The following is a 25,694-nucleotide window of genomic DNA, read 5'->3' as shown; positions in this document are numbered from 1 at the left end:
CCGTGTTCCCCCTCACATAACGACGGGGTCACGAAGAGGACACGAGACGGTTGTCATCCGTCATGACCTGCAGAGATGTCACGAACCCACCATCTCGCCCGTTTCCGACCTCGCCAGAGGGCCGGGTGACGGCTCGTGATTGTTTCGTTACCGTCGCGCTCGGCCCGAAACAAGGGCCAGGCCGACCCGCCGCTGGATTCTTCTGCCCCGCGGGATCGGAGACCCGACTCGATGGGGGCAGGGATTCGAGCGAATGCAGGCGTCACTCGCCTGCGCGCTCACGTCGACCAGCGCTGAGAGGATCTACCCCGCATGACCACTGCACGTAACTTCACCACCCGCGCGCTCGGATGGGCCGCCGTCACCGGCGCCGTCGTCGCCGCACCGCTCGTCCTGAGCACCGGAACGGCCTCCGCAGCACCCGCCCACAACTGGGACGGCGTCGCACAGTGCGAGAGCGGCGGCAACTGGGGCATCAACACCGGCAACGGCTACTACGGTGGCCTGCAGTTCTCGCAGAGCACCTGGGCGGCCAACGGCGGCTCCGGCACCGCGTCCAGCGCCTCCAAGGCCGAGCAGATCCGCGTCGCCGAGAACGTTCTCGCGACCCAGGGCGTCGGCGCATGGCCCACCTGCGGCCAGTACCTCTCGTCGGGCACCACGTCGGTCGCCGAGGCGCCCGCACCGGCACCCGCTCCCGCGCCCGCTGCACCCGCCGCACCGGCACCCGTGCAGTCCGCCGTCGAGCAGGGCGCAGCACTGGCCCAGCAGTACGGCGTCGGCCAGCAGTACCAGGACTTCGTGGCCGCCAACTCCGGCGTCCTCGCGGGCCTCGCTCGCTAGAGCATCCTCTCGAACGTCCGAAGCGGGCGCACCCGATCATCGGGTGCGCCCGCTTCGTCGTGTGCGGTGGGTGCGCGCTGTCGCGCCACCACGCACCGGCACTGCACGGGGTGTGCACACCCCCTCCGCGCACCCACACCCCCAACAGCCGACTGGAAAGGGTGCGCCGCCACCACAACAGGTGTGCGCTCGGCCGGACCGGGCGGCGCGCCCCCGCCGAGCCACCACGCTCCGGCACTGCACGGGGAGCGCACACCCCCTCCGCGCACCGCACACCCCCAGCAGCCGACTGGAAAGGGTGCGCGGCCACAACAACAGGGTGCGCGCGCAGCCAAGCCGCCACACAGCGACGCCCCGCCCTCGTGAATCGAGGGCGGGGCGTCGCGTGGTGCAGAGCCGACTAACCGCCGGTGCTGTTGTACTGGTCGATCGCGCGCTGCAGGTTGTCGAACGCGGTACCGAGCTGGGCGAAGTCACCCGACTGCTGCGCGGTCCGCACTGCTGCCAGCGCACTGTTGAGGTTGTTCACCGCCGCCGTCCGGTCGACGGGCGCAGCGGGTGCGGCCGACGTGGACGGAGGCGTGGTGGCAGACCCCTCGGTGGGTGCCGGGGTGGTGCCGGTCGACGAGCCGTTGTCCGGCTGCGGCTCTGTCGCCTCGCCGCCCGGCGCGGTCGCCACGCTGCCCGTACCGGAACCGAACACCTGGTCCAGTGCCTCGGCCAGCGTCGCCGCGTACCCGACGCGGACACCGCCACCTGCACCCGGCTCGCGATAGCTCACGAGTACGCGAGACAACTGCGGGAACGTGGAGGTGTTCGTCGTGTTGCGCTCGGTGTACAGCGGCTCGACGTACAGGATTCCGCCGTTGGCGATGGGCAGTGTCAGCAGGTTGCCGTACTGGATCCTGTTGGACTGCTGCAGCAGCGTTCGGTCCGACGCCACACGGGTGTCCGACGTCATCGAGTTCTGCGCCTGCTGCGGACCCTGAGTCTGCGTGTCGGTGGGCAACTGCAGCACCGTGAACTCGCCGTAACCCTCCGGATCGGAGCGCACGGAAATGTACGCAGACAACAGCTCTCGGTTGAAGCCCACCATCGCACTGGTCAACCTGAACGACGGCTGGCCCGTGTCCGGATCACCGATCAGGACGTAGTACGGCGGCTGGTTGAGGTTGGTGCCACCCTCGACGGTCGGGTCACTGGGAACCGACCAGAACGCATTGTTGGTGAAGAACTCGCCGGGATCGTTGACGTGGTACTTGGCGAGCATCTCGCGCTGGACCTTGAACAGGTCCTCGGGGTAGCGGAAGTGCTGACGCAGTTCGTCGGAGATCGCCGACTCGGGCTGGACCGCACCCGGGAACGCGCCCATCCACGCGGCGAGGACGGGATCGTTGTCGTCCACCTGGTACAGGTTCACCGACCCGTCGTAGGCGTCGACGGTGGCCTTGACCGAGTTGCGGATGTAGGACACCTCGTCACGCGGAAGCAGTCGACCGGTGTTGGCGTCGATGCTGTCCTGCACCAGTCCCTCGAGCGAACTGCGCTGCGCGTAGGGGTACTGGTCCAGCGTGGTGTACGCGTCGACGATCCAGACGATCTTTCCACCGACCACGGCCGGGTAGGAGTTGCCGTCCGCGGTCAGCCACGGTGCGACCTTCTGCACGCGCTCACGAGGATCGCGGTTGAAGATGATCTTCGAGTCGTCGCCGATGGCGCCCGAGAAGAGGATGTTGCGTTCGGTGTACTTCGCCGCGAACGCCAACCGGTTGAACCAGTTGCCGATGCTGACGCCACCCGAACCGGTGTAGGTGTAGCGCGAGGTGTCGGTGTCGTACTCGCGGCCGTCCGAGCCTTCGCTGCCACCGACGATGGCGTAGTCGGGGTTGGACGACGCGATGACCTCGCCGTAGTAGATGCGGGGCTGCTCCACCGGGATGACCTGGTCGTCCGCGGCCTGCGACGCGAGGTCGCTGACGGTGTAGATCGGGTACCCGGAGTTGCTGTTGGACTCGGTGCTCGTCGCGTCCTGCACGGCGGCGTTCACACGGTTGGCCGGGGCCGCCACGAAACCGTTGCCGTGCGTGTACACCGTGTGGCGGTTGATCCAGTCGGTCTGGTTGCCGGTGAGGCTGTTGGGAGACAGCTCACGCGCCGCGACGATGTAGTCCTGGAGCTGCCCGTCGATCTCGTAGCGGTCGACGTCCAACGTGGACGGGAACCCGTAGAAGTTCTTGAGCTGCTGCTGCTGGGTGAAGGTGCGCGAGAGCACGTTCGGATCGAGCAGACGGGTGTTGGCGATGGTGGTCTGGTCCGCGGGGACGTCCCGAGGCGACGCGGAACCGACGCCCGTGTAGTCCTCGTAGGTCACGGTGTCGTCCGTGATGCCGTAGGCGGCTCGGGTGGCCTCGATGTTCCGTTCGATGTACGCCCGCTCCTTGTCGGCAGCGTTGGGGCGCACCGAGAACTGCTCGACGACCAACGGCCAGACGGCGCCGACGAGAATCGACGACAGGACGAGAAGCGCGGTGGCGAGTGCCGGGATCCGCAGATCGCGCAGGAAGATCGCCGCGAAGAAGGCACCCGCACAGATGACAGCGATGGCCAGCAGGATGAGCTTCGCGGGCAGGACGGCGTTGATGTCGGTGAAGCCGGGGCCCGTGAACGTGGGCTCCTTACGGCTGCTCGACAAGAGTGCGTAACGATCGAACCAGTACGCCACCGCCTTGAGGACGACGAAGGTGCCGGCGAGCACGGCCAACTGGATGCGCGCCGACTTGGTCAGCGCACCCTCGCGGCCGCTGAGGCGCAGGCCGCCGAAGATGTAGTGCGTGACCAGTGCCGCGAAGAAGGCGATGACGACGGCGACGAAGAGCCAGTTGAGGATCGACCGGTAGAACGGCAGATCGAAGGCGTAGAAGCCGACGTCCAGGTTGAACTGCGGATCCTGCACGCCGAAGGATCCACCGTGCAGGAACATCTGCACCGTGACCCAGTTGCCCTGTGCGACAAGGCCGGAGAGCAGGCCGATGACGACCGGGATGCCGATACCGAACACGCGCAGACGCGACATGACGGTGGTGCGGTAGCGAGCGATGGGATCGTTCGGTCCGGCCGTGGGCACGAAGACCGGACGCGACCGGTAGGCGACGGTGAGAGCACCGAACACCGTGCCGCCCACCAGCAGAGCGACGACGAGGAACGTGATCACGCGAGTGAGGAGCACCGTCGTGAAGACGTTGCGGAAGCCGACCTCCCCGAACCACAACCAGTCCGTGTACGTGTCCACCAACCGGGGACCGATGAGCAACAGCGCGGCCAGAACCAACGCCAGGACCAGTAACGTACGGCTCCGTCTCGACAACGACGGCAAACCGGTTGGGGGCCTCATGCCCACGTGCCACACTCCAAGATCTCGCGCGCCGTCGCCTCGTGACACCACCGTGACGACACCACATGTCCGTTTTCGACCACTGTACGGACACCCTCGAACGCGGAGTGTCCCGCCGTGGCGACGTCCACGACTCTAGCCCTCGATGCGAGGATGGAGCGGTGAGTGACAACGAGGATGCATCGTGACCGGGAGCGAGTGGTTCGATCCCGAATCCGGGGACGCCCGCGCCGAACGCGCCCTCGCCCGCTGTGTGCGCGAGGTCGTCGACTACGTGGACGCCGGCGGGTGGGACCAGGGGCCTCAGTTGTTCGCGTTGGTCCCGACCGAGGATCTGGCGGCCGCGGAGCCCAGCCTGCTCGACCAGCTCGAGGACGGCGCCGACCTGACCCCTGTCGCCCAGGAGCGGCTGCCCGCCGACGTCGCGGGCGGATCGCACGCGCTCGACGAGTTCCTCGGCACGACCACCTGGCCGGCCTCGGTCGCCGGGTGCGCACTGGTCGAGGAGATCGTCGTTCTGCCGCCCGAGGCCGAATCGGATCTCGACAGCGCCCTCGCTCCGCTCCTGGCCGATCGCGACGCGGCGGACCAGGCCGCGCGCCTCACGGCCGAGGAGCACCCCGACCGGCGCGACGGGCGGCTCATCGTCGCCGTACTTCGGGACGGTCCGTCCATCGCCCTGCTGCAGCTGCGTCCCGAGAACGAGGACGACAGCAGTTTCGACGAGGCGCCGGAGCTACTGACCTACGAGAACCTGGCGCCGAACGTCGTCGCGGCGCTGCACGCCACGCTCGACGCGGATCCCGAGGACGAAGACTACTGACGTTCGCACCCGGATCGTCACGAGCAGGACGGGGCGTCTCCCCCACCGGCCAGAGCGTCGAGCGACCCGATCGCATCGTCCAGGCTCGTGACCTTCACCAGGCGTAGCCCCTCCGGCGTCCGCGGCGCCGCCTCGGCGCAGTTGTCCGCGGGAACGAGGAAGATCGTCGCGCCGGCCTCGCGTGCGGCGACCAACTTGTACGGGATCCCGCCGATGGGACCCACCACGCCGTCGGCGTCGATCGTTCCCGTGCCGGCGACGAAGGCACCGCCGCTGAGGTCGCCGGGACTGAGCTTGTCCACCACCGCCAGCGAGAACATCAGTCCGGCGGACGGGCCGCCGACGTCGGCGAGATTGAACTCCACGGTGAACGGCACGTCCGGTGTCTCCTCCGGGGTGATGCCGAGATAGCCGCGCTCGGCGTCGTCCGGACGGGCGGCGACGGTGACGTTCTCCGTCGTCGTCGCGCCGTCCCGCGTGACGTCCACCGAGATGGTCGTGCCGGGATTCACGGCACCGACAGCTTTCTGGACGTCGGCCACAGTGGACACGGGCGCGCCGTCGATCGCGGTCACTCGGTCACCCTCCTCGAGGACGCCCGCCGCGGGGCTGTCGTCGCCGATCTGCGCGACCGTGAGCACCGTGGGCAGTCCGAGGTGATCCAAGGCGGCGAGTTCCGCACTGTCCTCGGATTCCGCGAAGTCGGCCTGGTTGGCGTTCTCGACCTCTTCTCGGCTGCGATCGGGCGGGTAGATCTCGTCGCGCGGGACCAGCCCCTGCCTGCCGCTGAGCCAGAGGCCGAGGGCGTCGAACACCGTCAACTCGTCCCGCACCGCCACGGTCGTCATGTTCAGGTGGCCGGACGGCCGATCGACGTCGGTGCCCTGGACGTCCACGACGGGCTTGCCGTCCACCTCACCGAGTGTGTCGAACGTCGGTCCGGGCCCGAGGGCCGCGAACGGAACGGTGACCGCAGATCCCAGAACTCCGAGGACGACCACCGGCAACAGAGCGACCAGGAGCGTCGCGATCCTTCGATTCACGTCACCACAGTAGAGAACGACACCGTCAACGCTGTCGGGGAGACGCGTCGACGTCGCCCGGGGCGTCGCTGTGTTCGCGCTCGGCGCACTCGGCATCGCCGCCGAACCCGTGTTCGGCTTGTACCGTTGAACCATGACCAACACGCCTTTCGGATTCTCCAATTCCGACGACGACCCGGACAAGAACGAGGGGTCGAGCGGCGGCTCCGGCACGCCCGGAGGTGGTGCAGGCGGATTCGGTTTCGGCGCCGAGGGTTTCGATCCGGCGGCGCTCGGCCAGATGTTCACGCAGATGGGTCAGATGTTCAGCGGGATGGGATCCGGTGCCACATCCGGACCGGTGAACTACGACCTGGCGAAGAAGCTGGCCCTCCAGCAGATCGGGTCGACCACCCCCGTGCGGGAGGGATCGAAGTCCGCCGTCGTCGACGCGGCGCACCTGGCGGAGCAGTGGCTGAACGAGGCCACCATCCTCCCGGCCGGCGCGGTACGCACCGAGGCGTGGACTCCGCAGGAATGGTTGGACAACACGCTCGACACGTGGAAGCGGTTGTGCGATCCCGTTGCCGAGCAGATCTCCGGCATGTGGACCTCCGCGTTGCCGCCGGAGGCGCAACAGATGGTCGGTCCGATGATCGGCATGCTCGGTCAGATGGGCGGTATGGCGTTCGGCTCACAGCTGGGCCAGGCCCTGGGCCAGCTCGCCAAGGAGGTCCTCACCTCGACCGACATCGGCCTGCCGCTCGGCCCCTCGGACACTGCGGCGCTGCTTCCCGATGCCGTCGCGGTGTTCAGCGAGGGCACCGAGCTGCCCGAACGCGAGGTGCTGGTGTTCCTGGCCGCGCGCGAGGTCGCCCACCACCGTCTCTACTCGCACGTGCCGTGGCTGCGTCAGCGCGTTCTGGCCACCGTCGAGGAGTACGCGCGCGGCATTCGGATGGACTTCGGTGCCATCGAGGAGGCGGCCCGCGGTATCGATCCGTCCGCGCTCACCGACCCGAGCCAGCTGGAGAAGATCCTGCAGCAGGGTGCGTTCGAGCCGCAGACGACCCCGGAGCAGAAGGCGGCCCTGGAGCGCCTCGAGACACTGCTGGCCCTCGTCGAGGGGTGGGTGGACACGGTGGTGACCACCGCTCTGGGCGAGCGGCTGCCGGGAGCGTCCGCGCTGTCGGAGACGATGCGGCGCCGTCGCGCGTCCGGCGGCCCGGCCGAGCAGACCTTCGCGACGCTCATCGGCCTCGAATTGCGGCCGCGCAAGGTGCGTGAAGCAGCCGATCTGTGGCGTCGACTGACCGACGCTGCGGGTATCGACGGCCGCGACGGTGTGTGGGCCCACCCCGATCTGCTGCCCGACACCGCGGACCTCGACGACTCGTCGTCCTTCATCGATCGCATCGTGGGCGGGGACACCGGGTCCTTCGACGACCCCATCGCTCAGCTCGAGGAGTTCGAGCGCAAGCGCGCGGCCGAGAAGAAGGCCGAGGGAGACGACGAGGGCCCCGCCCCCGTCTGATTCCGCCGACCTGCGACTTCCCGACGCCCGCGTGACTGCGTCGCAGCTCTGAGCGTCGTACGCCTGTGGACAAACGGCGCGCGACACCCCGTCCGCAGTGTGGGGCGTGCCATCGTCTGCGCATGACGGAGACACGCCACGCGAGCTCGCCCGAGATCGCCCGTACGCGCGCCGACCGGGACGGCCTCCCGCACCTGGCCGAATCGGTCACGCTCCTCGTGCGCCGAGACGGTCGGCTGCAGGTCGGCTGGCATCCCGAGCGCCGGGTGGTCCTCACCCCGCCGGACGGCGTGACGCCGGCCGTCATGGCCTCGGTGCTGCGTCTCCTGGACGGACGGCGGTCGATACCCGACGTGTACTGGCGTGCAGCCGAACTCGGCGTGGACGCGGCAGTGCTCACCGCGGTGCAAGCCGAACTCGAACGACTGGGCGTGCTCGGACGTCGTCGCCCGCGGTCGTCCGCCGTCCGCACGGTCCTCGTTCTGGGACGCGGTCCCCTGTCGGATGCGGTGTCCATCGGGTTGTCCCCGACGGGCCGCGTCCAGCGCCGGCACGTGTCACTCCCCCACAGACACGCGGACGTCGACTGCGTGGTCGTGGCGGACACCGTGCTCTGTGCCCCCGAGGTGTCCCGGGTGCTCATGGACGACGGCATCCCGCACCTTCCCGTGCGGCTGCGCGACGGCGTCGGCGTGGTGGGACCGCTAGTCCTTCCCGGACACACGCCCTGCCTCGAGTGCGTCGAGCTGACGCGGTGCGACTACGACCGGGAATGGCCGCACCTCGCCGCGCAGCTCCTCGGCACCGTCGGGTCCGCGAGCGGCGCCACCATCGCCGCCACCGCGGCGTTCGCGGTCGCGCAGGTCACCGAGTTCCTCGACGCACACGCGGACTCGCCCGCACCGATGACCGTCGGGCACAGCCTGGAGGTGGACCTCGTCGCCGCGGCCACCCGCCGTCGCCGATGGCCGCGTCACCTGTTGTGCACCTGCGCTCGTCGGTGACGGACGGTGTGACGTGTCACGGATGCGCGGCCGGGTCTCGGCCGGTCGCGGCGCGTCGGCCGATCGTCAGACATGATGGAGTCATGCCCGACATCCCCCGCAGCAGTTCCGCCCGGACAGCCAAGCTGGCCAGCATCCCCCTCGGGATGGCAGGCCGCGCAGCGATGGGCTTCGGACGCAAACTCGCGGGCGGAAATCGTGCGGAGATCGACGCCGAACTCAGCGCCAAGGCCGCCCAGCAGATGTTTGCCGTCCTCGGCGAACTCAAGGGCGGAGCGATGAAGTTGGGTCAGGCTCTCAGCGTCATGGAGGCGGCCGTACCCGAGGAGATGGCAGAGCCCTACCGCGAGGCGCTGACCAAGCTGCAGGCCGAGGCGCCCCCGATGCCGATCGCGACGGTCCACCGGGTGATGGATCAACAGCTCGGCACCGGGTGGCGCTCGCGTATCTCCGACTTCGACGACACGGCCACCGCGTCGGCCTCCATCGGGCAGGTGCACCGAGCGACCTGGTCCGACGGTCGCGACGTGGCGGTCAAGATCCAGTACCCGGGTGCGGACGAGGCACTGAAGGCCGATCTCAAGACGCTGTCGCGTTTCGTCGGCATCCTCGGCACCATCGTGCCGGGAACCGACGTGAAGGCCGTCCTCGACGAGATGTCGGCGCGCACGGAGGAGGAACTCGACTACCGGATCGAAGGCGAGAACCAGCGTGCGTTCGCCGCGGTCTACGACGGGGACGAAAGATTCGCCGTGCCTCGTGTCGTGGCGAGTGCTCCCAAGGTGGTCATCACGGAGTGGATGGAAGGAACGTCCCTCTCCTCCGTCATCGCCACCGGAACCGCGGAGCAGCGCAACACCGCCGGCGAGAACCTGGCCCGTTTCCACTTCGAATCGGCGGAGCGCGTCCGCCGCATCCACGGCGATCCGCACCCCGGCAACTTCAAGTTGCTCGCCGACGGCAGGCTCGGCGTCATCGACTTCGGTGCGTGCCTCACTCTCCCCGACGGTCTGCCCCCGGAACTCGGTCGGATGGTGCGACTCTCGCGCGACGAGGAGTTCGACGAGCTGACGGAACTGCTGCGCGAGACGGGATTCGTGATTCCCGGCCGCGAGGTCACCGAGCAGGAGATCGCCGACTATCTCCGCCCCTTCACCGATCCGATCAAGACCGACTCGTTCCACTTCACTCGAAAGTGGCTGCAGGGCACGGCAGGCAAGGCCGCGGACTTCAACGGCCCGCAGTTCCGTACGGCCCGGTCCCTCAATCTGCCGCCGCGGTACGCGGTGATCTTCCGCGTTCTCCTCGGATCGGTGGGCATCTGCGCCCAGCTCGACGCAAATGCTCCGTACATGGCGATTCTCACCGAGTGGATGCCCGGGTTCGCCGAGTAGCCGGGCGACACCCGCACCGACCGTCAAGCACAGACGACGGACGGTGCGGGTGAAACCGGGTTCTTGCGGGGACGGCCGCGAGACCGCTTGCGCGCGATGACGACTCCCTGATCGAAGATCTCGCCGCCCCACACTCCCCACGGCTCGGCACGGTCGAGCGCCGCGTCGAGGCACCCCGACCTGATGGGGCAGTGTGCGCACAGCTGCTTGGCGCGTTCGAGACGGTCGGGCGACTCGGCGAACCAGAGATCCGGATCGGCTCGGCGGCACGGCAACTGATCTGCGACGAAGTCGTCGATGGCGGCCACGGACCGATCGGTCGTGGTGTCGTCGGTGCGGCATGTCGTCCGGGTGGTGGCGGGTGACACGTCGTTCTCCTCTTCTGCTGCGATTCACGGTGGTGTCGAACTCGACAGATCTGGCGAGATCCGTGAACGGCGTCGAGGGGTGTCCCACGACGAAGGCCACGGTTCGCAGGTGCGAATCCGTGGCCTTCGACGAAGGAATGCTGTGCGGTGCCTATCGAGTGATGTCCCGATCGACTCCGGTGCCCACGGATGCGCGATGCGCCCAGCGCTCGCGGTGACGGCGCGGCAAGGGTGCCACTCCGAAACCGGTCGTGCTCAGTGCGATTGCTTCGGCGACTGCGCCTGCGCCGGCTTTGTTCATGCCGGTGCTGCAGACGGCAGACTTCTGCTGCAGAAGCGCTGCGGTGGTGTAGATCTCCACGGGTGACACCTCCTTCGGCGGCGAGTCGGAATCGAGCAGGTCACGCACCGGAAACCCTCACGGGGCGCGCGGTACGAAATACACAGTAAACGGCTGCCTCAGACCGCACAACCCTTTTTCGACCTGCGGAGATGCGCTCACTCGGTGGCGGAGAGACGGGCGTCGACGAGCGCCAAGACGTCGGCTCCGAACCGCTCGAGCTTCTTCGCCCCGATACCCGGGATCGCGACGAGCCCGCGATCGTCGCGTGGCCGTTGCTCCGCGATGGCCGTCAGCGTGTTGTCGCTGAAGACCACGTAGGCAGGAACCTTGAGCGCCTTCGACGTCTCCGACCGCCAGGTCCGCAGGGATTCGAGCAGAGCGATGTCGACGTCGGACGGGCAGTTCTCACACCGGCCGAGCATGGTGGCCACCGTGCCGATGACGGGCTTGCCGCACACACGGCAGACCGGCCGCTTCTTGTGGACGGTGGGTGCGGCGATGCGCGATGCGGGCGACGACTCGGGAACCAGGTCGACCAGGAACCGCGAACGCCGACGCGACTTGCGACCGCCCTCGTTACGGGCCAGCGCCCAGGACAGTTCGAGGTGCTCCCTGGCGCGCGTCACACCCACGTACAACAGGCGACGCTCCTCCTCCACCGCGGCCTCGTCGGGCGACGAGTTGTTGTCTCCCAGAGCGTGACTGATGGGCAGCGTGCCGTCGGTGAGACCGACGAGGAAGACCGCGTCCCATTCGAGTCCCTTGGCGGCGTGCAGTGACGCCAGCGTCACCCCCTCCACCACCGGAGGGTGCCGAGCCTCCGCGCGCATCGCGAACTCACGCACCAGTCCCTCGAGATCGAGATCGGGTACCTGGACGACGAGATCCTCGGTCAGCGCGACGAGAGCCCGCAACGCAGCCCACTTCTCCCGCGCCTGAGCACCGTTGGGTTCCGTCGCCGACAGTCCCAGTGGAGCCAGCACCGCCTCCACGAGCCGCGGCAGGCCGGCCCCGCTGCGTGCGTCGGACGGCAGGTCGTCTCGGGCGGCGCTCGATCGAACGGCGGCGACGGCCGACCGGACGTCCTGCCGCTGGAAGAAGCTCTCGCCGCCGCGGATCTGATACGGAATCGCCAGATCCGTCAGCGCCTTCTCGTGCGCCTCGGAATGAGCGTTGATGCGATAGAGCACAGCGATCTCGGACGGCGCCGTGCCGGTACGGATCAACCGTTGAACGGTGCGCGCGACTCCCGCTGCCTCGGACACCTCGTCGTCGTACTCCACGAAGGTGGGGTCCGGTCCCGCCGCGCGCTGTCCGATGAGCTGGAGCCGTGTCCCCGCGATGCGCCCCTTCGCCGCGCCGATGACCTTGTTGGCGAGCCCGACGACCTCCGGCGTGGACCGGTAGTCGCGCTCGAGGCGCACCACCGTCGCCTCCGGGAACCGCCGCGAGAAGTCGAGCAGGAACCGCGGTGTGGCCCCGGTGAAGGAGTAGATGGTCTGGTTGGCGTCGCCGACCACCGTCAGGTCGTCCCGATCGCCCAGCCAGGCGTCCAACACACGCTGCTGCAGTGGAGTGACGTCCTGGTACTCGTCGACGACGAAGCACCGGTACCGCTCGCGGAACTCCTGTGCGACGGACGGGCTGTTCTCGAGCGCCGCCGCCGTGTGCAGCAGCAGATCGTCGAAGTCGAGGAGCACAGCATCGGGATCGCGGTTCTTGAGTTCCTCGTAACCCTCGTAGACCGCGGCGACACGATCCGCGTCGGTCGGTGTGTCGCGGTGCAGTCGTGCGGCGGCGGCCGGATAGTCCTCGGGCGCGATCAGCGAGGCCTTGGCCCACTCGATCTCACCCGCCAGGTCGCGGACACTGTCGGTGGACGTCGAGACGCCGGCAGCGGAGGCGGCCTGCCCGACGACGCCGAACTTGCGATCCAGCAGACGCCAGTCCGTGTTTCCCACGACCTGCGGCCAGAAGTACTTGAGCTGCCGCATCGCGGCGGCATGGAACGTGCGCGCCTGCACCTGCCCGTCGGACGACTGCCCCCGGATACCGAGGACGCGGAGCCGTTCGCGCATCTCCCCCGCAGCCCGCGCGGTGAACGTGACGGCGAGGACCTGACTCGGCTTGACGTGCCCGTCCGCGACGAGGTGGGCGATGCGACGGGTGATCGTCCTGGTCTTGCCGGTTCCTGCACCCGCGAGCACACACACGGGGCCTCGCGGAGCGAGCACGGCGGCCGACTGTTCGGGGTCGAGACCCTCCACCGCATCCCTGTCGTTCACGTGGCCATCATGTCAGCCCGCACCGACACCGCCGGCGCGCCCACCGCCCGATCGGAACAACCGTCGATGACTCCGCGTTGAGAGTTGCGTGACCACAGCACAGCAGAAAGACACAGCCCACGTGCCCGCAGTGACGATGTACTCGACGACCTGGTGCGGCTACTGCCGACGTCTCAAGACGCAGCTCGACGAGAACGGCATCGCCTACACGGAGATCGACATCGAGAAGGATCCCGCGTCCGCCGAGTTCGTCGGAAGCGTCAACAACGGAAACCACGTCGTGCCGACTCTGAAGTACGCCGACGGTTCCACTGCGACCAACCCCAGCCTCGCGCAGGTCAAGAAGGCCATCGGCCTGAACTGAGGCGTGGGCGCTCGCGTTCGTCAGGACTCGAGCGCCGCCCACGACTCCACCATCGCGCGGGCGATGGAGATGCTTCCCGGAAGCAGGAGCGGAGCGTCCTCCGAGGCGCTCCAGTCCCCGGCGGCGAGGGCGGTGCGTACCTCGTCACGGGTGAACCATCGCGCCTCCGCGATCTCACCGTCGTTGAACGACAGCGGTTGTGAGGCGTTCGCGCGCGCCGCGAACCCGATCATCACCGAGCGCGGGAACGGCCAGGGTTGACTGCCGAGATAGGTGATGTCGGACACGTCGAGACCGACCTCCTCGCCCACCTCGCGGCTCACGCACGTCTCGAGCGACTCCCCCGCCTCCACGAAACCGGCGAGCACCGACATCCGACGCTCCGGCCACATCGGCTGGCGTGCGAGGAGGACGCGGTCCGCCCCGTCGTGCACGAGGACGATGATCGCGGGGTCGGACCGAGGCCACTCCTCGTGGCCCGTGAGGGTGCTGGTGCGGGACCACCCCGCCGACGAGAGCACGGTCGGTGATCCGTCGCGCGCACTGAACGCCGCTGACCGGTGCCAGTTCAACAACGCCACCGCCGTCACGACCAGCCCCGCCGACGACTCCGTGAGGACGTCGCCGAACGACCGCAGATCCGTCACCTCGCCGGCGAGTGCGGAGACGGAGACCGCCCAGACGTGGTGGTCGTCGACGACTCCCAGGAACACCGCGTCCTCCGGCGGCGAGTCCGCCGTGTCGACGGCCGGTACGAGCGCCACTCGACCGTCCTCGACCGGCACGCGACCCTGACTGTCCACGCGCAACAGCCGTGCGGTGGGCCACCCTGCGGCGAGTGCCGCGTCGTCGCGACGCAATTCCTCGGCGCGGTCGATCGGGGAACGCGAGAGCATGGGCTCGGACAGAAGTCGGAAGGACACGTCACGACCCTACTGACCGGGTCCGACGGCGGCAGATCCGGTGCACCGCAGTGCGGCTGGTCAGTTGGAGACGCGTCGGATGTAGAGCAGTCTGTCGTCCGCCTCGATCGCATCGACCTCGGGCGAACCGACCCGCACCAGGCGACCGTCACGGACCACACCGAGCACGATGTCCGACAGGTGGCGGGGCGATCCGCCGACCTCGTCGCGTTCGACCTCGCGCTCGGCGATCGCGAAGCCCGCCTCGGGGGTCAGCAGATCCTCCATCATCTCCACGACGCTCGGCGTGGTCGTCGCGATACCCAGCAGTCGCCCGGCGGTCTCCGAGGAGACCACCACGGAATCGGCGCCCGACTGGCGCAGGAGATGCACGTTCTCCGCCTCGCGCACCGCGGCCACGATCTTCGCCTTGGGCGCGATCTCCCGCGCCGTGAGCGTCACCAGCACGGCGGTGTCGTCCCGGTTGGTCGCGACGATGATCGACGCGGCGTACTGAGCACCGGTCAGGCGCAGGACGTCCGACCGGGTGGCCGAGCCCTGCACGGTCACCAGGCCCAGGTTGCTCGCCGCGTCCAGGGACGACTGATCGGTGTCGACGACCACGATGTCCGAGGCCGACACCCCGTCTCCGAGCATCGCGGCGATCGCGGTGCGACCCTTCGTGCCGTACCCGACGACCACGGTGTGATTGCGCACGTTGCGCCTCCATCGCTGAATCTTGAACGCCTGGCGCGAACGTTCGGTGAGCACTGACAGGGTGGTGCCGACGAGCAGGATCAGGAAGAAGACGCGCAGCGGCGTGATGACCAGGATGTTCACCAGGCGCGCGGACGGGGTGATGGGCGCGATGTCGCCGTAGCCGGTGGTCGACAGCGACACGGTCGTGTAATAGAAAGCGTCGAGGAAGGACAGCTGATTGTCCTGGTTGTCGGCGTACCCGTCCCGGTCCACGTAGACGACCATGGCGGCCACGAAGAGCGTGGCGAGCGCGATGATGATGCGCTGGTAGATCGCCCGCCAGGGGCTCTGCTCGAACTCCGGGATCCGCAGGACACCCACCAGTGCGAAGTCGGGGCGATCCGTGAGTCCGGTGTCGGTGTTCAGCAGCCGATTCCGCAACCGTCCTGCCATGAATGTGGTCCTCGTCCGTCGCTCGTGGTCGTCGATCCGCCTCGTCGGCTGCCGTGACTGTATCGGAGCATCGAGCCGCCGACCCCCATCAGTCGCTGCAGAACTCCGGCGCTCCACCGTCCTGTTGGCAACGAGCAGACGATGGTGCAGGCTGCGACCATGACGCTCCGTACCCTGCCGCTGCTCGATTCCGTTCGACTCCCGTCGCGCCGACGGGCGGCGGACACGGCGGCGCAGCGACTCGCGGTCCTCCTCGGCGGAGCCGGTGTCCTGCACTTCGTCACACCGGCGCCGTTCGATTCCCAGGTGCCGCACGTGCTCCCCGGATCACCGCGGACGTACACGTACGTGTCGGGAGTGGCGGAGCTCGGACTGGCGGCCGGACTGATCGTTCCCCGCACTCGTCGCCTGACCGGCGCCGCGGCCGCCGCCTTCTTCGTGGCCGTGTTCCCGGCCAACCTGCAGATGGCCGCGTCGTGGTTGCAGAGCGAGAAGACCTCGACCGCGATGAAGGTGGGGGTCGTGGCTCGACTGCCGCTGCAGATCCCGCTGATCACGCAGTCCTGGAAGGTGTACCGCGACGCGCGCTGATCACGTCGCCGGGTCCGCGCCCGCCGTGGAGATGATCTCCGCCAACCGTTCCGCGTCCGGGAGATCCGTCGGAGACACGGTGACTCCCGATCGCACGTAGTGGAAGGCCGCCCGCACCGTGGTGAGGGGCACCGGCTCGGAGCGGGTCGCCGACATCAGCTCCGCCCAGGCGAGTCGGTAGGCGGCGAGCTGGATCGCCACCGCACGTTCCTCGGCCGGTGTCGGCTGCGCGCCGGTCTTCCAGTCCACCACCGTCCAGCCACCGTCGGAGTCCGCGAACACGGCGTCCATCCGTCCCCGCAACACGACTCCACCGACCGACGTCTCGAACGGGACCTCCAACTCGACGGGACTGCGCAACGCCCACGGTGACGCGTCGAACGCACGCTGCAGCTCCTCGAGGTCCGTGTCGGCGGCCGAGGCGCCGTCCGCCGCGCCGGGCAGCTCGTCCAGGTCGAGCAGGCGGGTCGCCCCGAAGCGTCGTTCGACCCAGGCGTGGAACGCGGTGCCGCGACGCGCCAAGGGGTTGGGCGCGAACGGGACCGGTCGCCGCAGCGTCGATGCCAGGGCGTCCGGATCCGCGACGAGGTGGACCACCTGGCTCACCGACATGGTGTCGGGCACGACGACGTCGGTTTCCGGCCGCGACACCGCATCACGTTCGGCGAGAAGCAGTTCGACGTCACGCGCCCACCCGTCGGGATCGTCGTCGTCCGGATTCTCGGACGACGATTCCTCGACCGATGCCGACTCGACTAGTGCGGCGCGCACGGCTGCAGACCCCATGATCACGTCCTCACGGCGGGCACCCAGTGGATCGGCCGGCCAGAGTGCCGTCAGTTCGACTGTCGCGTAGGGGTTGTCGGCTCCGTCCGGCGGAGTGGGTTCCCAGTGCTGCACGGTCCCGATCTCCGCGCCGCCGATCGCCGAGGTGGTCTCGACGAGGCCGTGCAGTTCGGCGAGGAACGACGAGGGACCCTTCGGCGACGAGGCGCCGGGAGCCCAGTGGTGCGCCGAGACCAGCAACACCCGCTCGGTGCGCGTGAGGGCGACGTAGAACAACCGTCGGTCCTCGTCGAGTCGGCGACGTGCGAGCGCAGCCTTGTGTTCGGTGACGGCGTCGGCGATGTCGCCGCGGTGCGTCGCGCCCTCGAGATCGAGAACGGGGACGCCCCCGGCGTCGTCACCCGGAATCGCCCTGTCACCGCGCAGGGACGGCGGTAGCTCGGCCACCGAGCCCAACCAGGACGCGGACGACCTGGTGGACGGGAACACGCTCTCGCAGACGTGCGGTACCGCCACGACCTCCCACTCCAGACCCTTCGCGGAGTGCACGGTGAGCACCTGCACCCGGTGCGGGTCGACGTCGACCTCGCCGGGCGCGAGGCCGTCCTCGACGGACTCGGCGGCGGACAGGAAGGACAGCAGCCCGGTGAGAGTCGCCGTCTGCTGATCGCCGTACTCCGCGACCACCTCGGCGAAGGCGTCGAGATGCTCGCGCCCGCCCGCGTCCCCCGACGGACGACGCGCCCCCGCCTCCACGTCGATCCCGAGCACTCGCTCGACGTCGGCGACCAGATCGGGAAGTGGCTGACCGAGCCGGTGGCGCAGTGACTGCAGTTCCCCGCCGAGGGCGAGAATGCGCCGATGTCCCGCCTCGGAGTAGCGCGACGGGTCGCCCGGATCCGCCAGGGCGTCCACCAGCCCGGACTGTTCCGATCGCTCCCCGGGCATGCCGTCCTCGAGCGCGCGCCCCAACTCCTCGGCGTCGGTGACCGTGCCCGTCCGCCCGCGGCCGGTGTGCGCCGCGATCTCCCGCGCTCGCCTCCACAGGGCACGCAGATCGGCGGCACCCAGTTGCCAGCGCGAGCCGGTGAGAACGCGCATGGCGGCGCTGCCGGCCAGCGGGTCGCTCACCAGCCGCAGCATCGCCACGAGGTCGGCGACCTCGGGCGTCCGGAGCAGCCCACCGAGTCCGACGACCTCGACCGGCAGGCCTGCGCCGCGCAGAACCTCGGCCATCGGCCCCGCATCGGCGTTGCGCCGCACCAGGACCGCCGCGGTGGGCGGAGTGCGCCCGTCCTCCCGCGCCGTGCGGTACTCCCGCGCGATCGCCTCGGCGATCCACCGGCGCTCGTCGTCCACCGTGGTGGTCAGCGCGAGCCGGACATCGCCGGGCACCGCACCGGGACGCGCGCGCAACTCGTCCACCGCGACACCGCGCATGCGCAACGGGGCAGCCACCGCATTGGCCAGCGCGAGCGCCTCGGGCGGGTTGCGCCAGCTGGTCGACAACTGACGCACCGGGGCCGGGTAGCGCGCCGAGCGTGGGAAGTCGGTACCGAACCGGGGCAGGTTGGCGGCGGACGCACCGCGCCAGCCGTAGATCGACTGCATCGGGTCGCCGACGGCGGTCACCGTCAGAGTGGCGTCACGGCCACCCCCGAACAGCGAGGACAGCAGGACCCGCTGCGCGTGACCGGTGTCCTGGTACTCGTCGAGCAGCACCAGCCGGCACCGCGTGCGCTCGTCGCGGCCCACGTCCGGGTGGTCCGCCGCGACACGGGCGGCCAGGGACATCTGCCGCCCGAAGTCGAGCAGTCCGTCACGGGTCATGACCTCGTGGAGCCGCGCCACCAGGGGCAGCAGATCGAGCCGGTGTTCCTGCACCTGCAGTATGCCCAGCAGGTCCTTGGTGGGACCGCCGCTCTTCTGCTTCGGGCCCGGTGGCAGATGGTGGATCAGCTTCTCGAGCTCTGTGTGGGCCTCTCCCGGGTCGCCCGGTTCGACCAGGTGCTCGGCGAGCTGACCGGACAGAGCGAGCACGGATTCCGTGATCGACGCCGGTGCCCGGTCCAGTGGGACGTCGCCGTCCCATGCGGCCACCACGCGGTGGGCCAGCTGCCACAGCTCGGTCTCCGACACGAGAGTCGTGGACGGTTCGAGCGGCAGCACCATGCCGTGGCGTTGGAGCAGTCGGCCCGCGTACGAGTGGTACGTGCTCACCTCGGGCTCGCCCGACAGGACGGTGCGCCGCAGCTCACCGGACGCATCGAGACGCCGCAGCAGGTCGGACCCGGCCAATCGGGCCAGCCGTTGGCGAATGCGCGTGGTGAGCTGCTGGGCGGCCTTGCGCGTGAAGGTCAGGCCCAGCACCTCCTCCGGCCGGACCAGACCGTTGGCCACCATCCAGACCACTCGCGCCGCCATGGTCTCCGTCTTGCCGGCACCGGCGCCGGCGACGACCAGCAACGGACCGCGCGGAGCCGCGATGATCTCCGACTGCTCGTCGGTGGGCGGGAACTGGCCGAGAGCGACGGCGACCTCGGCGGGGCTCACTCGGGCCACGTCTCTCATCCTTCGGTCACCTGCCTGCCTCTGTCCTGTGCCGGGCAGGACGACGCTATCGGGCAGTGCCGACAGCCGTCGTTGACGCGAGCCTCGAACACCGGGCCCCGCGTGGCACGCGCCGCGTCGACGACGACGGTGCGCCACTGCTCGAGGGTCTCCCCCGTGAGTGCTGCCTGCGCTCGTTCGGTGGCACCGGTCCTGGTGTGCGGCTTGGCGACGTAGACCAACCGCCCGCCGCCGGGACTGCCGGCCGGTTCGCCCTCGACCGCACCGGCGGCGAGTGCCACCTGATACGTCGCGAGCTGCGCGTGCTCGGCCGTCGCCGCGGCCGTCGCCGCGTTCTTACCGGTCTTGACGTCGACGACCACGGGTCGTCCGTCGGGGTCACGTTCGAGCCGATCGATCCGTCCGCGCAGCGCGACGGCGGGCTCGTCCGGCGTGCGCGGTTCCAACACCCCGTCCACCGGCACCTCGACACCGGCCTCCGTCAGCTCGCCGCGTGAGCGTGACATCCACTCCTGGAACGTCTCGATCATGGTGGCGGTACGTGCGAGCTCCTTGCGCGAGAACCACGCAGATCCGAGATCGACTGCCACCCAAGCTTTCTCCAGCTCTCTGCGCACCTCGTCCGGCGGCACCCGACCGGCCACTGCCTGCACCAGCGTGTGCACCAGCGTTCCGGTGACCGCGTGCACGGTGTCGCCGTCGGTGCCCCCGTTGCGTTCGAGCGCCCACCGCAGGGGACACGCGGTGAGCACCTCCACCGTGGACGGCGACAACGACACCGGCCCGTCCGCCGGATCCCACAGCGGCATCTCGGTACTGGTTCCGGACAGCCCGTACCACTCGTCCGGGTGGGCGCCGCGCACCCCTTCCCTCGCCAGTCGCGCCAGGTGCCGTGCGGCGCGCGCACGGCGGTCGGGGTCGTTCTCCGCGACACGACGGTCGCACACGACCGCACGCAGCTCGGCGACCAGAGCGGGCAGCGCGAGCACCCGGCCGAGAGGCGCGGTGGGGCCGGCACCGGAGTCGCTCTCGTCGACGTCCGAGTACCGCACGGCATCGGACGCGAGCAGGTCGTCCACGAACCTCGACCGCACGGTGTCCGCGCCACCGGTCACCGAGTCGACGGCGGTGACGAGCAGGCTCGACCGTGCGCGGCTGCACGCCACCAGGAACAGGCGACGTTCCTCCGCGAGCAACGGTGCGGTCCGCGAGACCCGATCGTCCAACTCGCGATCGCCGTCGGAGACGCCCGCGGCGAGATCCACCAGGGCCTCGACCCCGAGCAGCGATCCGCGCGGGCGCAGCGCGGGCCACAGTCCCTCCTGTACGCCCGCCACCGCGACGACGTCCCACTCGCGCCCGACCGCGGCATGGGCACTCAGAATCCGCACCGCGTCGGGAACGATCGCGGGACGCCGCCCGTCGCCCACGGGAACCTCCTGGTCGGTGACGTACTCGACGAACCCCTCCAGGGTGCCGCGCGGGAGTGCGTCGACGTACGCGGCCGCGGCGTCGAACAACGCGACGACGCTGTCCAGATCCCGATCTGCCTGCACGCCGAGAGGCCCACCCCGGGCGGACGACGCCACCCACCGGCGTTCGAGCCTGGTGGCACGCCACCCGGCCCAGAGTGCGTCCTCGACGCGACGACCGGCCGGGCCCACCGCCTTCGCGATGGCCGTGACCACGGCACGGACGCGGGTGAGCGGTGCCTTCTCGACGTCGGACAGACGTGCGACGAGCGGGTCGACCGAGGAGCCGATCATCGCGGCGCGCAGCAGCACGGACGAGTCCCGCTCGCCGCCCTCGGCCACGTCACCCCGCCGTAGCCCGCGACGCAGTCTGCGGACGGCGAGCGGATCCGCCCCTCCGATGGGACCTTCGAGCAGTGCCAACGCAGCGTCGTCGGAGAACACCGCCGCCGACCGCTCGGGTGCGCACCGGGCAGCGGCGACCGCACGCATCGCGAGCAGTAGTGCAGCCGCACCACGGTGCCGATGCAGGGGCACGGCCGTGGCGGACGACACCACCGGCACCCCCGCGGCGTGCAGCGCGCGACGCAGGGACGGCAGCGACCGCGGAACGGAGCGGACGACGACGGCCATCTCCGACCAGGGCACGCCGTCGGCGAGATGCGCACGGCGGAACGTGTCGGCGATGGCGGTGGCCTCCTTCGCCGTCGAGGACGCGACGACCACCCGCACCGGCGGAACCGCGCGGGTCTCCTCCTCGGCCGACGGGTGTACGTCCTCCGCCCTGTCGTCGCGGAACTGCGTGCCGACACGGTGTGCGACCCGACCGGACAGGTGCGCGGTGAGCGCCCGCTGCACCGAGCCGACACCGGAGTCCGAACGGTGGTTGCGGGACAACACGACACGACGACCACCGTGCCCGTCGTCCAGATCGGTGAGGAAGTGCGCGTCCGCGCCGCGGAAGGAGAAGACCGCCTGATCGGGATCGCCGGCGACGACGGTGGACGACGCACCGGCGGAGAGCAGCCGCACCAGCTGGGCCGCCTGCGGATCGAGGTGCTGGGCATCGTCCACCAGCACGTGGCGGATGCGCCGACGTTCGGAGACGAGCAGGTCCGGATCCGTCGCGAACGCCGTGAGCGCTGCACCCACGAGCTCGGCCGCGTCCAGTCCGGGCGACGTGGCCTCCGGAGTCTCGACGCCGACCGATCCTCGAAGCAACATCGCCTGTTCGTACTGTGCGGCGAACTTGCCCGCAGCTACCCACTCGGGCCGAGAGTGCTTCCGCCCCCACGCGATCAGGTCCTCCGGACCGAGCCCGCGTTCCGCGGCGCGCAGGACGAGATCACGGAGCTCGGACGCGAAGCCCACCAGTCCGAGCGCCGGGCGCACGCGCTCCGGCCACCGGGCGGCGCCGTCCGCGATCTCACCGCGGAGCATCTCGCGGATCACGGAGTCCTGCTCCGCGTTGGTGAGGAGACGCGGCGGCGGATTGCCGTAGGCGGACGCCTGCAACCGCAGCACGGCGAAGGCGTACGAGTGCACCGTGCGTACGAGTGGCTCGCGTGTCGCGCGGGGCTCGGAGGACACGCCCAACAGCCCGGCGGTGATCTGCTCGCGCATGTCGACGGCCGCCTGACGCGAGTGCGTGAGCACCAGGACCGACTCCGGATCGCTTCCCGGCGCCGTCATCCGCGCCACCGCCACATCGGCGACGAGCGCGGTCTTCCCGGTGCCCGGACCGCCCAGAACCTGCCACGGCCGGGAGTCGCCGGGCTCACTCGGCGCGACCAGCGGCGCACACTCCTGCGGCCACGTGCGCACCTGCGCGACACGGTGCGTCCGGCGCACCAGCCGGATACCGCCACGGGTGACAGCCGCGTCTCCGGTGGTGCCCGCGCCGTCGTCGTTCATGAGGCGCATTGCATCATGGGAGTCCGACACACCCCCAGTTCCCACACAGCCCCCTCTCCGAGACCGACTCGGTTCCGCCACCGCGTCGACACTCGACCGCTCAGGAGACCCCATGCCGACGACCTCCGAATCCCCCGCCCCCACGACGGATGCCGACGACGTCGCCGTGTACGGCCCGGCGTCCGGACCGGTGGTCCTGGCGATCCACGGCATGACCGGCCACGGCAGGCGCTGGCATCGGTGGAGCGAGCACCTGCCCGAGGCCCGCGTCGTCGCTCCGGACCTGGTGGGTCACGGCAGGGCACCGTGGACTCCGCCGTGGTCGATCGAGCGCCAGGTCGATCGGCTGGCCGACGTCCTACGGGCCCACTCGGCCGGGCCCGTCGTCGTGGTCGGCCACTCCTACGGGGGCGCGCTCGCGATCCATCTCGCGAGGTCGTTCCCGTCGCTCGTCGCGGGACTGGTGCTGCTCGATCCCGCCATCGGCCTGTCGCCGGACTCGATGCTGGAGACGGCGCAGTCGACGGTGCTGTACGACGACTACACCGATGCCGCGGAGGCACGCTCGGAGAAGCTCCACGGCGCGTGGTCCGACGTCCACCCGGCTCTCGTCGACGAGGAGATCGCCGAACACCTGGTGGACACCGACGACGGGCGAGTGCGATGGCGGACGTCGACGGCCGCCGTCGTCGCGTCGTGGGGCGAGCTCGCGCGCCCGTTCGTGCTGCCGCCCAGTGACATTCCGGTCACCGTCGTGCGCGCCGCGCGGGTGGACCCGCCGTACCTCACACCGGAGTTCCGGGACGCACTCGTCCGCTCGTCGCCGGACGTGCGGATCGTCGACCTGGACTGCGACCACATGGTGCCGCAGGCGAAGGGTCCCGAATCGGCCGCTCTGGTCGACGAGATGATCCGACGCGTGACGACGTCGTGAGCCGCATCACCGACGAACAGGTCGAGGCCGTGCGCGCCGTCGTGGCCGCAGTCCCCCCGGGCAGTGTCACCACGTACGGCGACATCGCCCGGGTCGTCGGACTGCCCAGCCCACGCATCGTCGCGTGGATCATGCGGACGGACTCCTCCGATCTGCCGTGGCACCGGGTCATCCGTGCCGACGGCCGCCCGGCTCCCCACCTCGTGACACGTCAGCTCGCGGCGCTGGCCGAGGAGGGGGTGTCGTCCGTCGACGGCCGCATCGCTCTGGCCTCGGTCCGGTACCGCCACGAGCCCTGATCGAGTGTCAGACCATCGCTTCGGGGACGGCGTGCGACGGAACGCTCTCGCGGGGCCCGGCATCGACTCCCGCTCCCACCAGTTCCGCCAGGACGGCGACCGCGTCCTCGATCTCCTCGGGGCTGCGGGAGAACGGGATGCGTTGGCACTCGTCGAAGGCGTATCCCGTCCCGAAGCGTGACCCGGGGGCGAGCAGCAGTCCGCGCCCGCGGGCCGATTCCACCAGGTCCGTCGACCGGACACCCGGTGGCAATGTGCACCACAGCGACAGTCCGCCGCGCGGCCGGTGGAAGGTCCAGCCCGGCAGCGACCGCGTCACGGCCGCCATCGCCGCGTCGCGACCCGCCCGCAGCTGATCGGCGCGGTGCGTCACCACCGCGTCGTACTCGCCGAACAGTTCCACGGCCGTGTACTGATCCATCATCGACACCGAGAGCTGCCGCCTCGCGTAGGTCGTGGCCACGCGCGCCAGGTGCACCGGGTCCGCGCGCACCCACCCCACCCGCAGCCCGCCCCAGACGGTCTTGCTCAACGATCCGACCGTGATGCAGGCGCGGTCCGGGACCGGTGCGCCGAACGGCTCGACGTCGGCGTCGCCGTCGAGACGGAGGTCGGCCGACGCCTCGTCCACCACGGTCACCACGGCGTGCCGATGCAGCGTGGCCGCGAGCCGACGCCGGGACGTCTCGGGCAACACCGCTCCCGACGGGTTGGAGTGGTCGGGCATCAGGTAGGCCAGTACCGGATCATGTTGCCGCGCAGCCCTGTCCATGTTCTCCACGAACGTGTCGGGATCATCCGGATCGATGGCCACCGGAACACACTTGCCACCCACGGCTCGCACCATGTCGATGGCACCCGGGTAGGTCGGGTGCTCGGTCAGCACACGATTGCCCTGTTCGACGAAGGTGTCGATCACGGCGTGCAACGCATCGCTGGCGCCCGCGGTCACGAGAATCTGGTCGGCGCTGGTGGGGAGCCCGCGAGCGGAGTAGTACCGGGCGATCGCCTCGCGCAGTCGGCCCACACCGGTGGGCACGTAGCCGACGTGCAGGCCCGTCGTGCTCAGCGCGCGGGCAGCAGCGTCGTAAGCGGGTCCCAGCAGGGCCGAGGCCGGCGGTGCGGCGTTGACGAACTCGAGCACGCCCGGTTGGGTGCCGCGCAGGATGCCGCCCCACGGCTGACTGTCCCCGCGCGGAACGACGAAGGTGCCCGCCCCGTGCACCGACACCGCGATGCCGTGCTCACGGAGTTCGCGATAGGCCGACGCGACCGTCACCCGGCTGACCCCCAGCACCGACGCGAGGACGCGCTCTGCGGGCAGGCGGGCATCGGCGGCCACCGCGCCTTCCTCGACGAGACGGTGCAGTTCCTGCGCGAGTCCGAGATACAGGGACCGACTGTCCCGCGCGACGGCGGTCATGTCGATCGCGGCGGCGAGTGCGCGCGCCGACAACCCGTCGCGCAGCCGTGCGGGAGTGGATGCCATGCCGCCACTATGCCACAGTCCACTCGAGTCCAGTGGACTGCTCCATCAGGCCTCTCGCCGGTCGAGACTCTGTCCATGATCGTCATCGGAACACTTCTGGCCCTGTCCACTCTCAGCATCGGGTTCGGCGCCGTCGCCGTCGCGGGAGGCGGTCGCCACTCTCTCGAGGGCCCACCGCGCAGTCGGCCCGTGTCCACCACCGGTCGATGAGGC

Annotated in this window: 20 protein-coding genes; 10 read left to right on the top strand and 10 right to left on the bottom strand. The window is 69.9% G+C overall.

The annotated features are described in order from the left end of the window. Window positions 1–312 precede the first annotated feature (312 nt). Window positions 313–843 (top strand): transglycosylase family protein, encoded by a 531-nt coding sequence (locus HQ308_RS15495; protein ID WP_027506819.1) that lies wholly within the window; start codon window positions 313–315, stop codon window positions 841–843. Between the two features lie 400 nt (window positions 844–1,243). On the opposite strand, the gene HQ308_RS15490 is transcribed toward HQ308_RS15495, so the two are convergent. After that, window positions 1,244–4,240 carry a UPF0182 family protein gene (locus tag HQ308_RS15490; protein ID WP_222638652.1) on the bottom strand — a complete coding sequence of 999 codons (2,997 nt, stop codon included), beginning with the start codon at window positions 4,238–4,240 and terminating at the stop codon, window positions 1,244–1,246. A gap of 178 nt (window positions 4,241–4,418) precedes the next feature. Between HQ308_RS15490 and HQ308_RS15485 the strand changes: the two genes are divergently transcribed. Further along, entirely contained in the window at window positions 4,419–5,057 is a 639-nt protein-coding gene (locus HQ308_RS15485; RefSeq protein ID WP_231476446.1) for a PPA1309 family protein, read from the top strand. 17 nt (window positions 5,058–5,074) lie between these two features. Here the strand turns inward: HQ308_RS15485 and HQ308_RS15480 are convergent, their stop codons facing one another. Continuing rightward, the gene (locus HQ308_RS15480) at window positions 5,075–6,100 is read right to left on the bottom strand and encodes a PDZ domain-containing protein (RefSeq protein WP_056448064.1); all 1,026 of its coding nucleotides are present in this window, start codon (window positions 6,098–6,100) and stop codon (window positions 5,075–5,077) included. 133 nt (window positions 6,101–6,233) lie between these two features. On the opposite strand from HQ308_RS15480, the gene HQ308_RS15475 reads away from it, so the two are divergent. The 3 genes from HQ308_RS15475 (at window position 6,234) to HQ308_RS15465 (ending at window position 10,011) form a co-directional block, all read left to right on the top strand. Continuing rightward, window positions 6,234–7,613 (top strand): zinc-dependent metalloprotease, encoded by a 1,380-nt coding sequence (locus HQ308_RS15475; protein ID WP_027506823.1) that lies wholly within the window; start codon window positions 6,234–6,236, stop codon window positions 7,611–7,613. 122 nt (window positions 7,614–7,735) lie between these two features. Beyond that, the gene (locus HQ308_RS15470) at window positions 7,736–8,617 is read left to right on the top strand and encodes a hypothetical protein (protein WP_222627077.1); all 882 of its coding nucleotides are present in this window, start codon (window positions 7,736–7,738) and stop codon (window positions 8,615–8,617) included. A gap of 83 nt (window positions 8,618–8,700) precedes the next feature. Continuing rightward, entirely contained in the window at window positions 8,701–10,011 is a 1,311-nt protein-coding gene (locus tag HQ308_RS15465; protein WP_222647051.1) for an AarF/ABC1/UbiB kinase family protein, read from the top strand. Window positions 10,012–10,034: 23 nt separating this feature from the next. Here the strand turns inward: HQ308_RS15465 and HQ308_RS15460 are convergent, their stop codons facing one another. From HQ308_RS15460 to HQ308_RS15450, 3 genes are all read right to left on the bottom strand, one after another. After that, window positions 10,035–10,379: a WhiB family transcriptional regulator gene (locus HQ308_RS15460; protein ID WP_155957109.1), complete on the bottom strand. Its 345-nt coding sequence runs from the start codon at window positions 10,377–10,379 to the stop codon at window positions 10,035–10,037. Between the two features lie 151 nt (window positions 10,380–10,530). Further along, the gene (locus tag HQ308_RS15455; protein WP_222647049.1) at window positions 10,531–10,788 is read right to left on the bottom strand and encodes a hypothetical protein; all 258 of its coding nucleotides are present in this window, start codon (window positions 10,786–10,788) and stop codon (window positions 10,531–10,533) included. An 89-nt stretch (window positions 10,789–10,877) separates the two neighbouring features. Next, window positions 10,878–13,007 (bottom strand): ATP-dependent DNA helicase UvrD2, encoded by a 2,130-nt coding sequence (locus tag HQ308_RS15450; RefSeq protein ID WP_056695803.1) that lies wholly within the window; start codon window positions 13,005–13,007, stop codon window positions 10,878–10,880. 136 nt (window positions 13,008–13,143) lie between these two features. Between HQ308_RS15450 and HQ308_RS15445 the strand changes: the two genes are divergently transcribed. Next, window positions 13,144–13,371: a mycoredoxin gene (locus HQ308_RS15445; RefSeq protein WP_037186837.1), complete on the top strand. Its 228-nt coding sequence runs from the start codon at window positions 13,144–13,146 to the stop codon at window positions 13,369–13,371. 20 nt (window positions 13,372–13,391) lie between these two features. On the opposite strand, the gene nudC is transcribed toward HQ308_RS15445, so the two are convergent. Continuing rightward, window positions 13,392–14,267, bottom strand: coding sequence for an NAD(+) diphosphatase (nudC, locus tag HQ308_RS15440; RefSeq protein ID WP_056448061.1), 876 nt, complete (start codon window positions 14,265–14,267; stop codon window positions 13,392–13,394). Between the two features lie 87 nt (window positions 14,268–14,354). Beyond that, window positions 14,355–15,425, bottom strand: a complete 1,071-nt coding sequence (locus HQ308_RS15435) for a TrkA family potassium uptake protein (protein WP_027506830.1) — start codon at window positions 15,423–15,425, stop codon at window positions 14,355–14,357. 159 nt (window positions 15,426–15,584) lie between these two features. Here HQ308_RS15435 and HQ308_RS15430 point away from each other — a divergent pair, with 159 nt between their 5' ends. Continuing rightward, on the top strand, window positions 15,585–16,016 hold the full coding sequence (locus tag HQ308_RS15430) for a hypothetical protein (RefSeq protein WP_261769633.1): 432 nt from the start codon (window positions 15,585–15,587) through the stop codon (window positions 16,014–16,016). On the opposite strand, the gene HQ308_RS15425 is transcribed toward HQ308_RS15430, so the two are convergent. Together HQ308_RS15425 and HQ308_RS15420 are read right to left on the bottom strand one after the other, a co-directional pair. Next, entirely contained in the window at window positions 16,017–19,373 is a 3,357-nt protein-coding gene (locus HQ308_RS15425; protein ID WP_222647047.1) for an ATP-dependent DNA helicase, read from the bottom strand. It abuts the gene before it with no gap. Further along, a complete protein-coding gene (locus HQ308_RS15420; RefSeq protein ID WP_222647045.1) occupies window positions 19,370–22,759 on the bottom strand; it encodes an ATP-dependent DNA helicase in 3,390 nt (1,129 codons plus the stop codon). Before HQ308_RS15420 ends, HQ308_RS15425 begins: the two co-directional genes overlap by 4 nt. Window positions 22,760–22,871: 112 nt before the next feature. On the opposite strand from HQ308_RS15420, the gene HQ308_RS15415 reads away from it, so the two are divergent. Beyond that, the gene (locus HQ308_RS15415) at window positions 22,872–23,693 is read left to right on the top strand and encodes an alpha/beta fold hydrolase (protein WP_222627086.1); all 822 of its coding nucleotides are present in this window, start codon (window positions 22,872–22,874) and stop codon (window positions 23,691–23,693) included. Then, complete coding sequence (locus HQ308_RS15410; RefSeq protein ID WP_027506835.1) at window positions 23,690–23,992, top strand: MGMT family protein; 303 nt, start codon at window positions 23,690–23,692, stop codon at window positions 23,990–23,992. The genes HQ308_RS15415 and HQ308_RS15410 overlap by 4 nt, the downstream gene beginning before the upstream one ends. A 7-nt stretch (window positions 23,993–23,999) precedes the next feature. Here HQ308_RS15410 and HQ308_RS15405 read toward each other — a convergent pair whose 3' ends face one another. Further along, entirely contained in the window at window positions 24,000–25,481 is a 1,482-nt protein-coding gene (locus HQ308_RS15405) for a PLP-dependent aminotransferase family protein (RefSeq protein ID WP_056447838.1), read from the bottom strand. 75 nt (window positions 25,482–25,556) lie between these two features. Here HQ308_RS15405 and HQ308_RS22665 point away from each other — a divergent pair, with 75 nt between their 5' ends. Next, window positions 25,557–25,691, top strand: a complete 135-nt coding sequence (locus HQ308_RS22665; RefSeq protein WP_261769634.1) for a hypothetical protein — start codon at window positions 25,557–25,559, stop codon at window positions 25,689–25,691. Window positions 25,692–25,694: the final 3 nt, after the last annotated feature.

This window comes from Rhodococcus sp. BP-241, from assembly GCF_019836145.1.
GTDB lineage: Bacteria > Actinomycetota > Actinomycetes > Mycobacteriales > Mycobacteriaceae > Rhodococcoides.
Note: the sequence above shows the minus strand (reverse complement) of the source record. Positions and strands in the feature narration are given on the sequence as shown.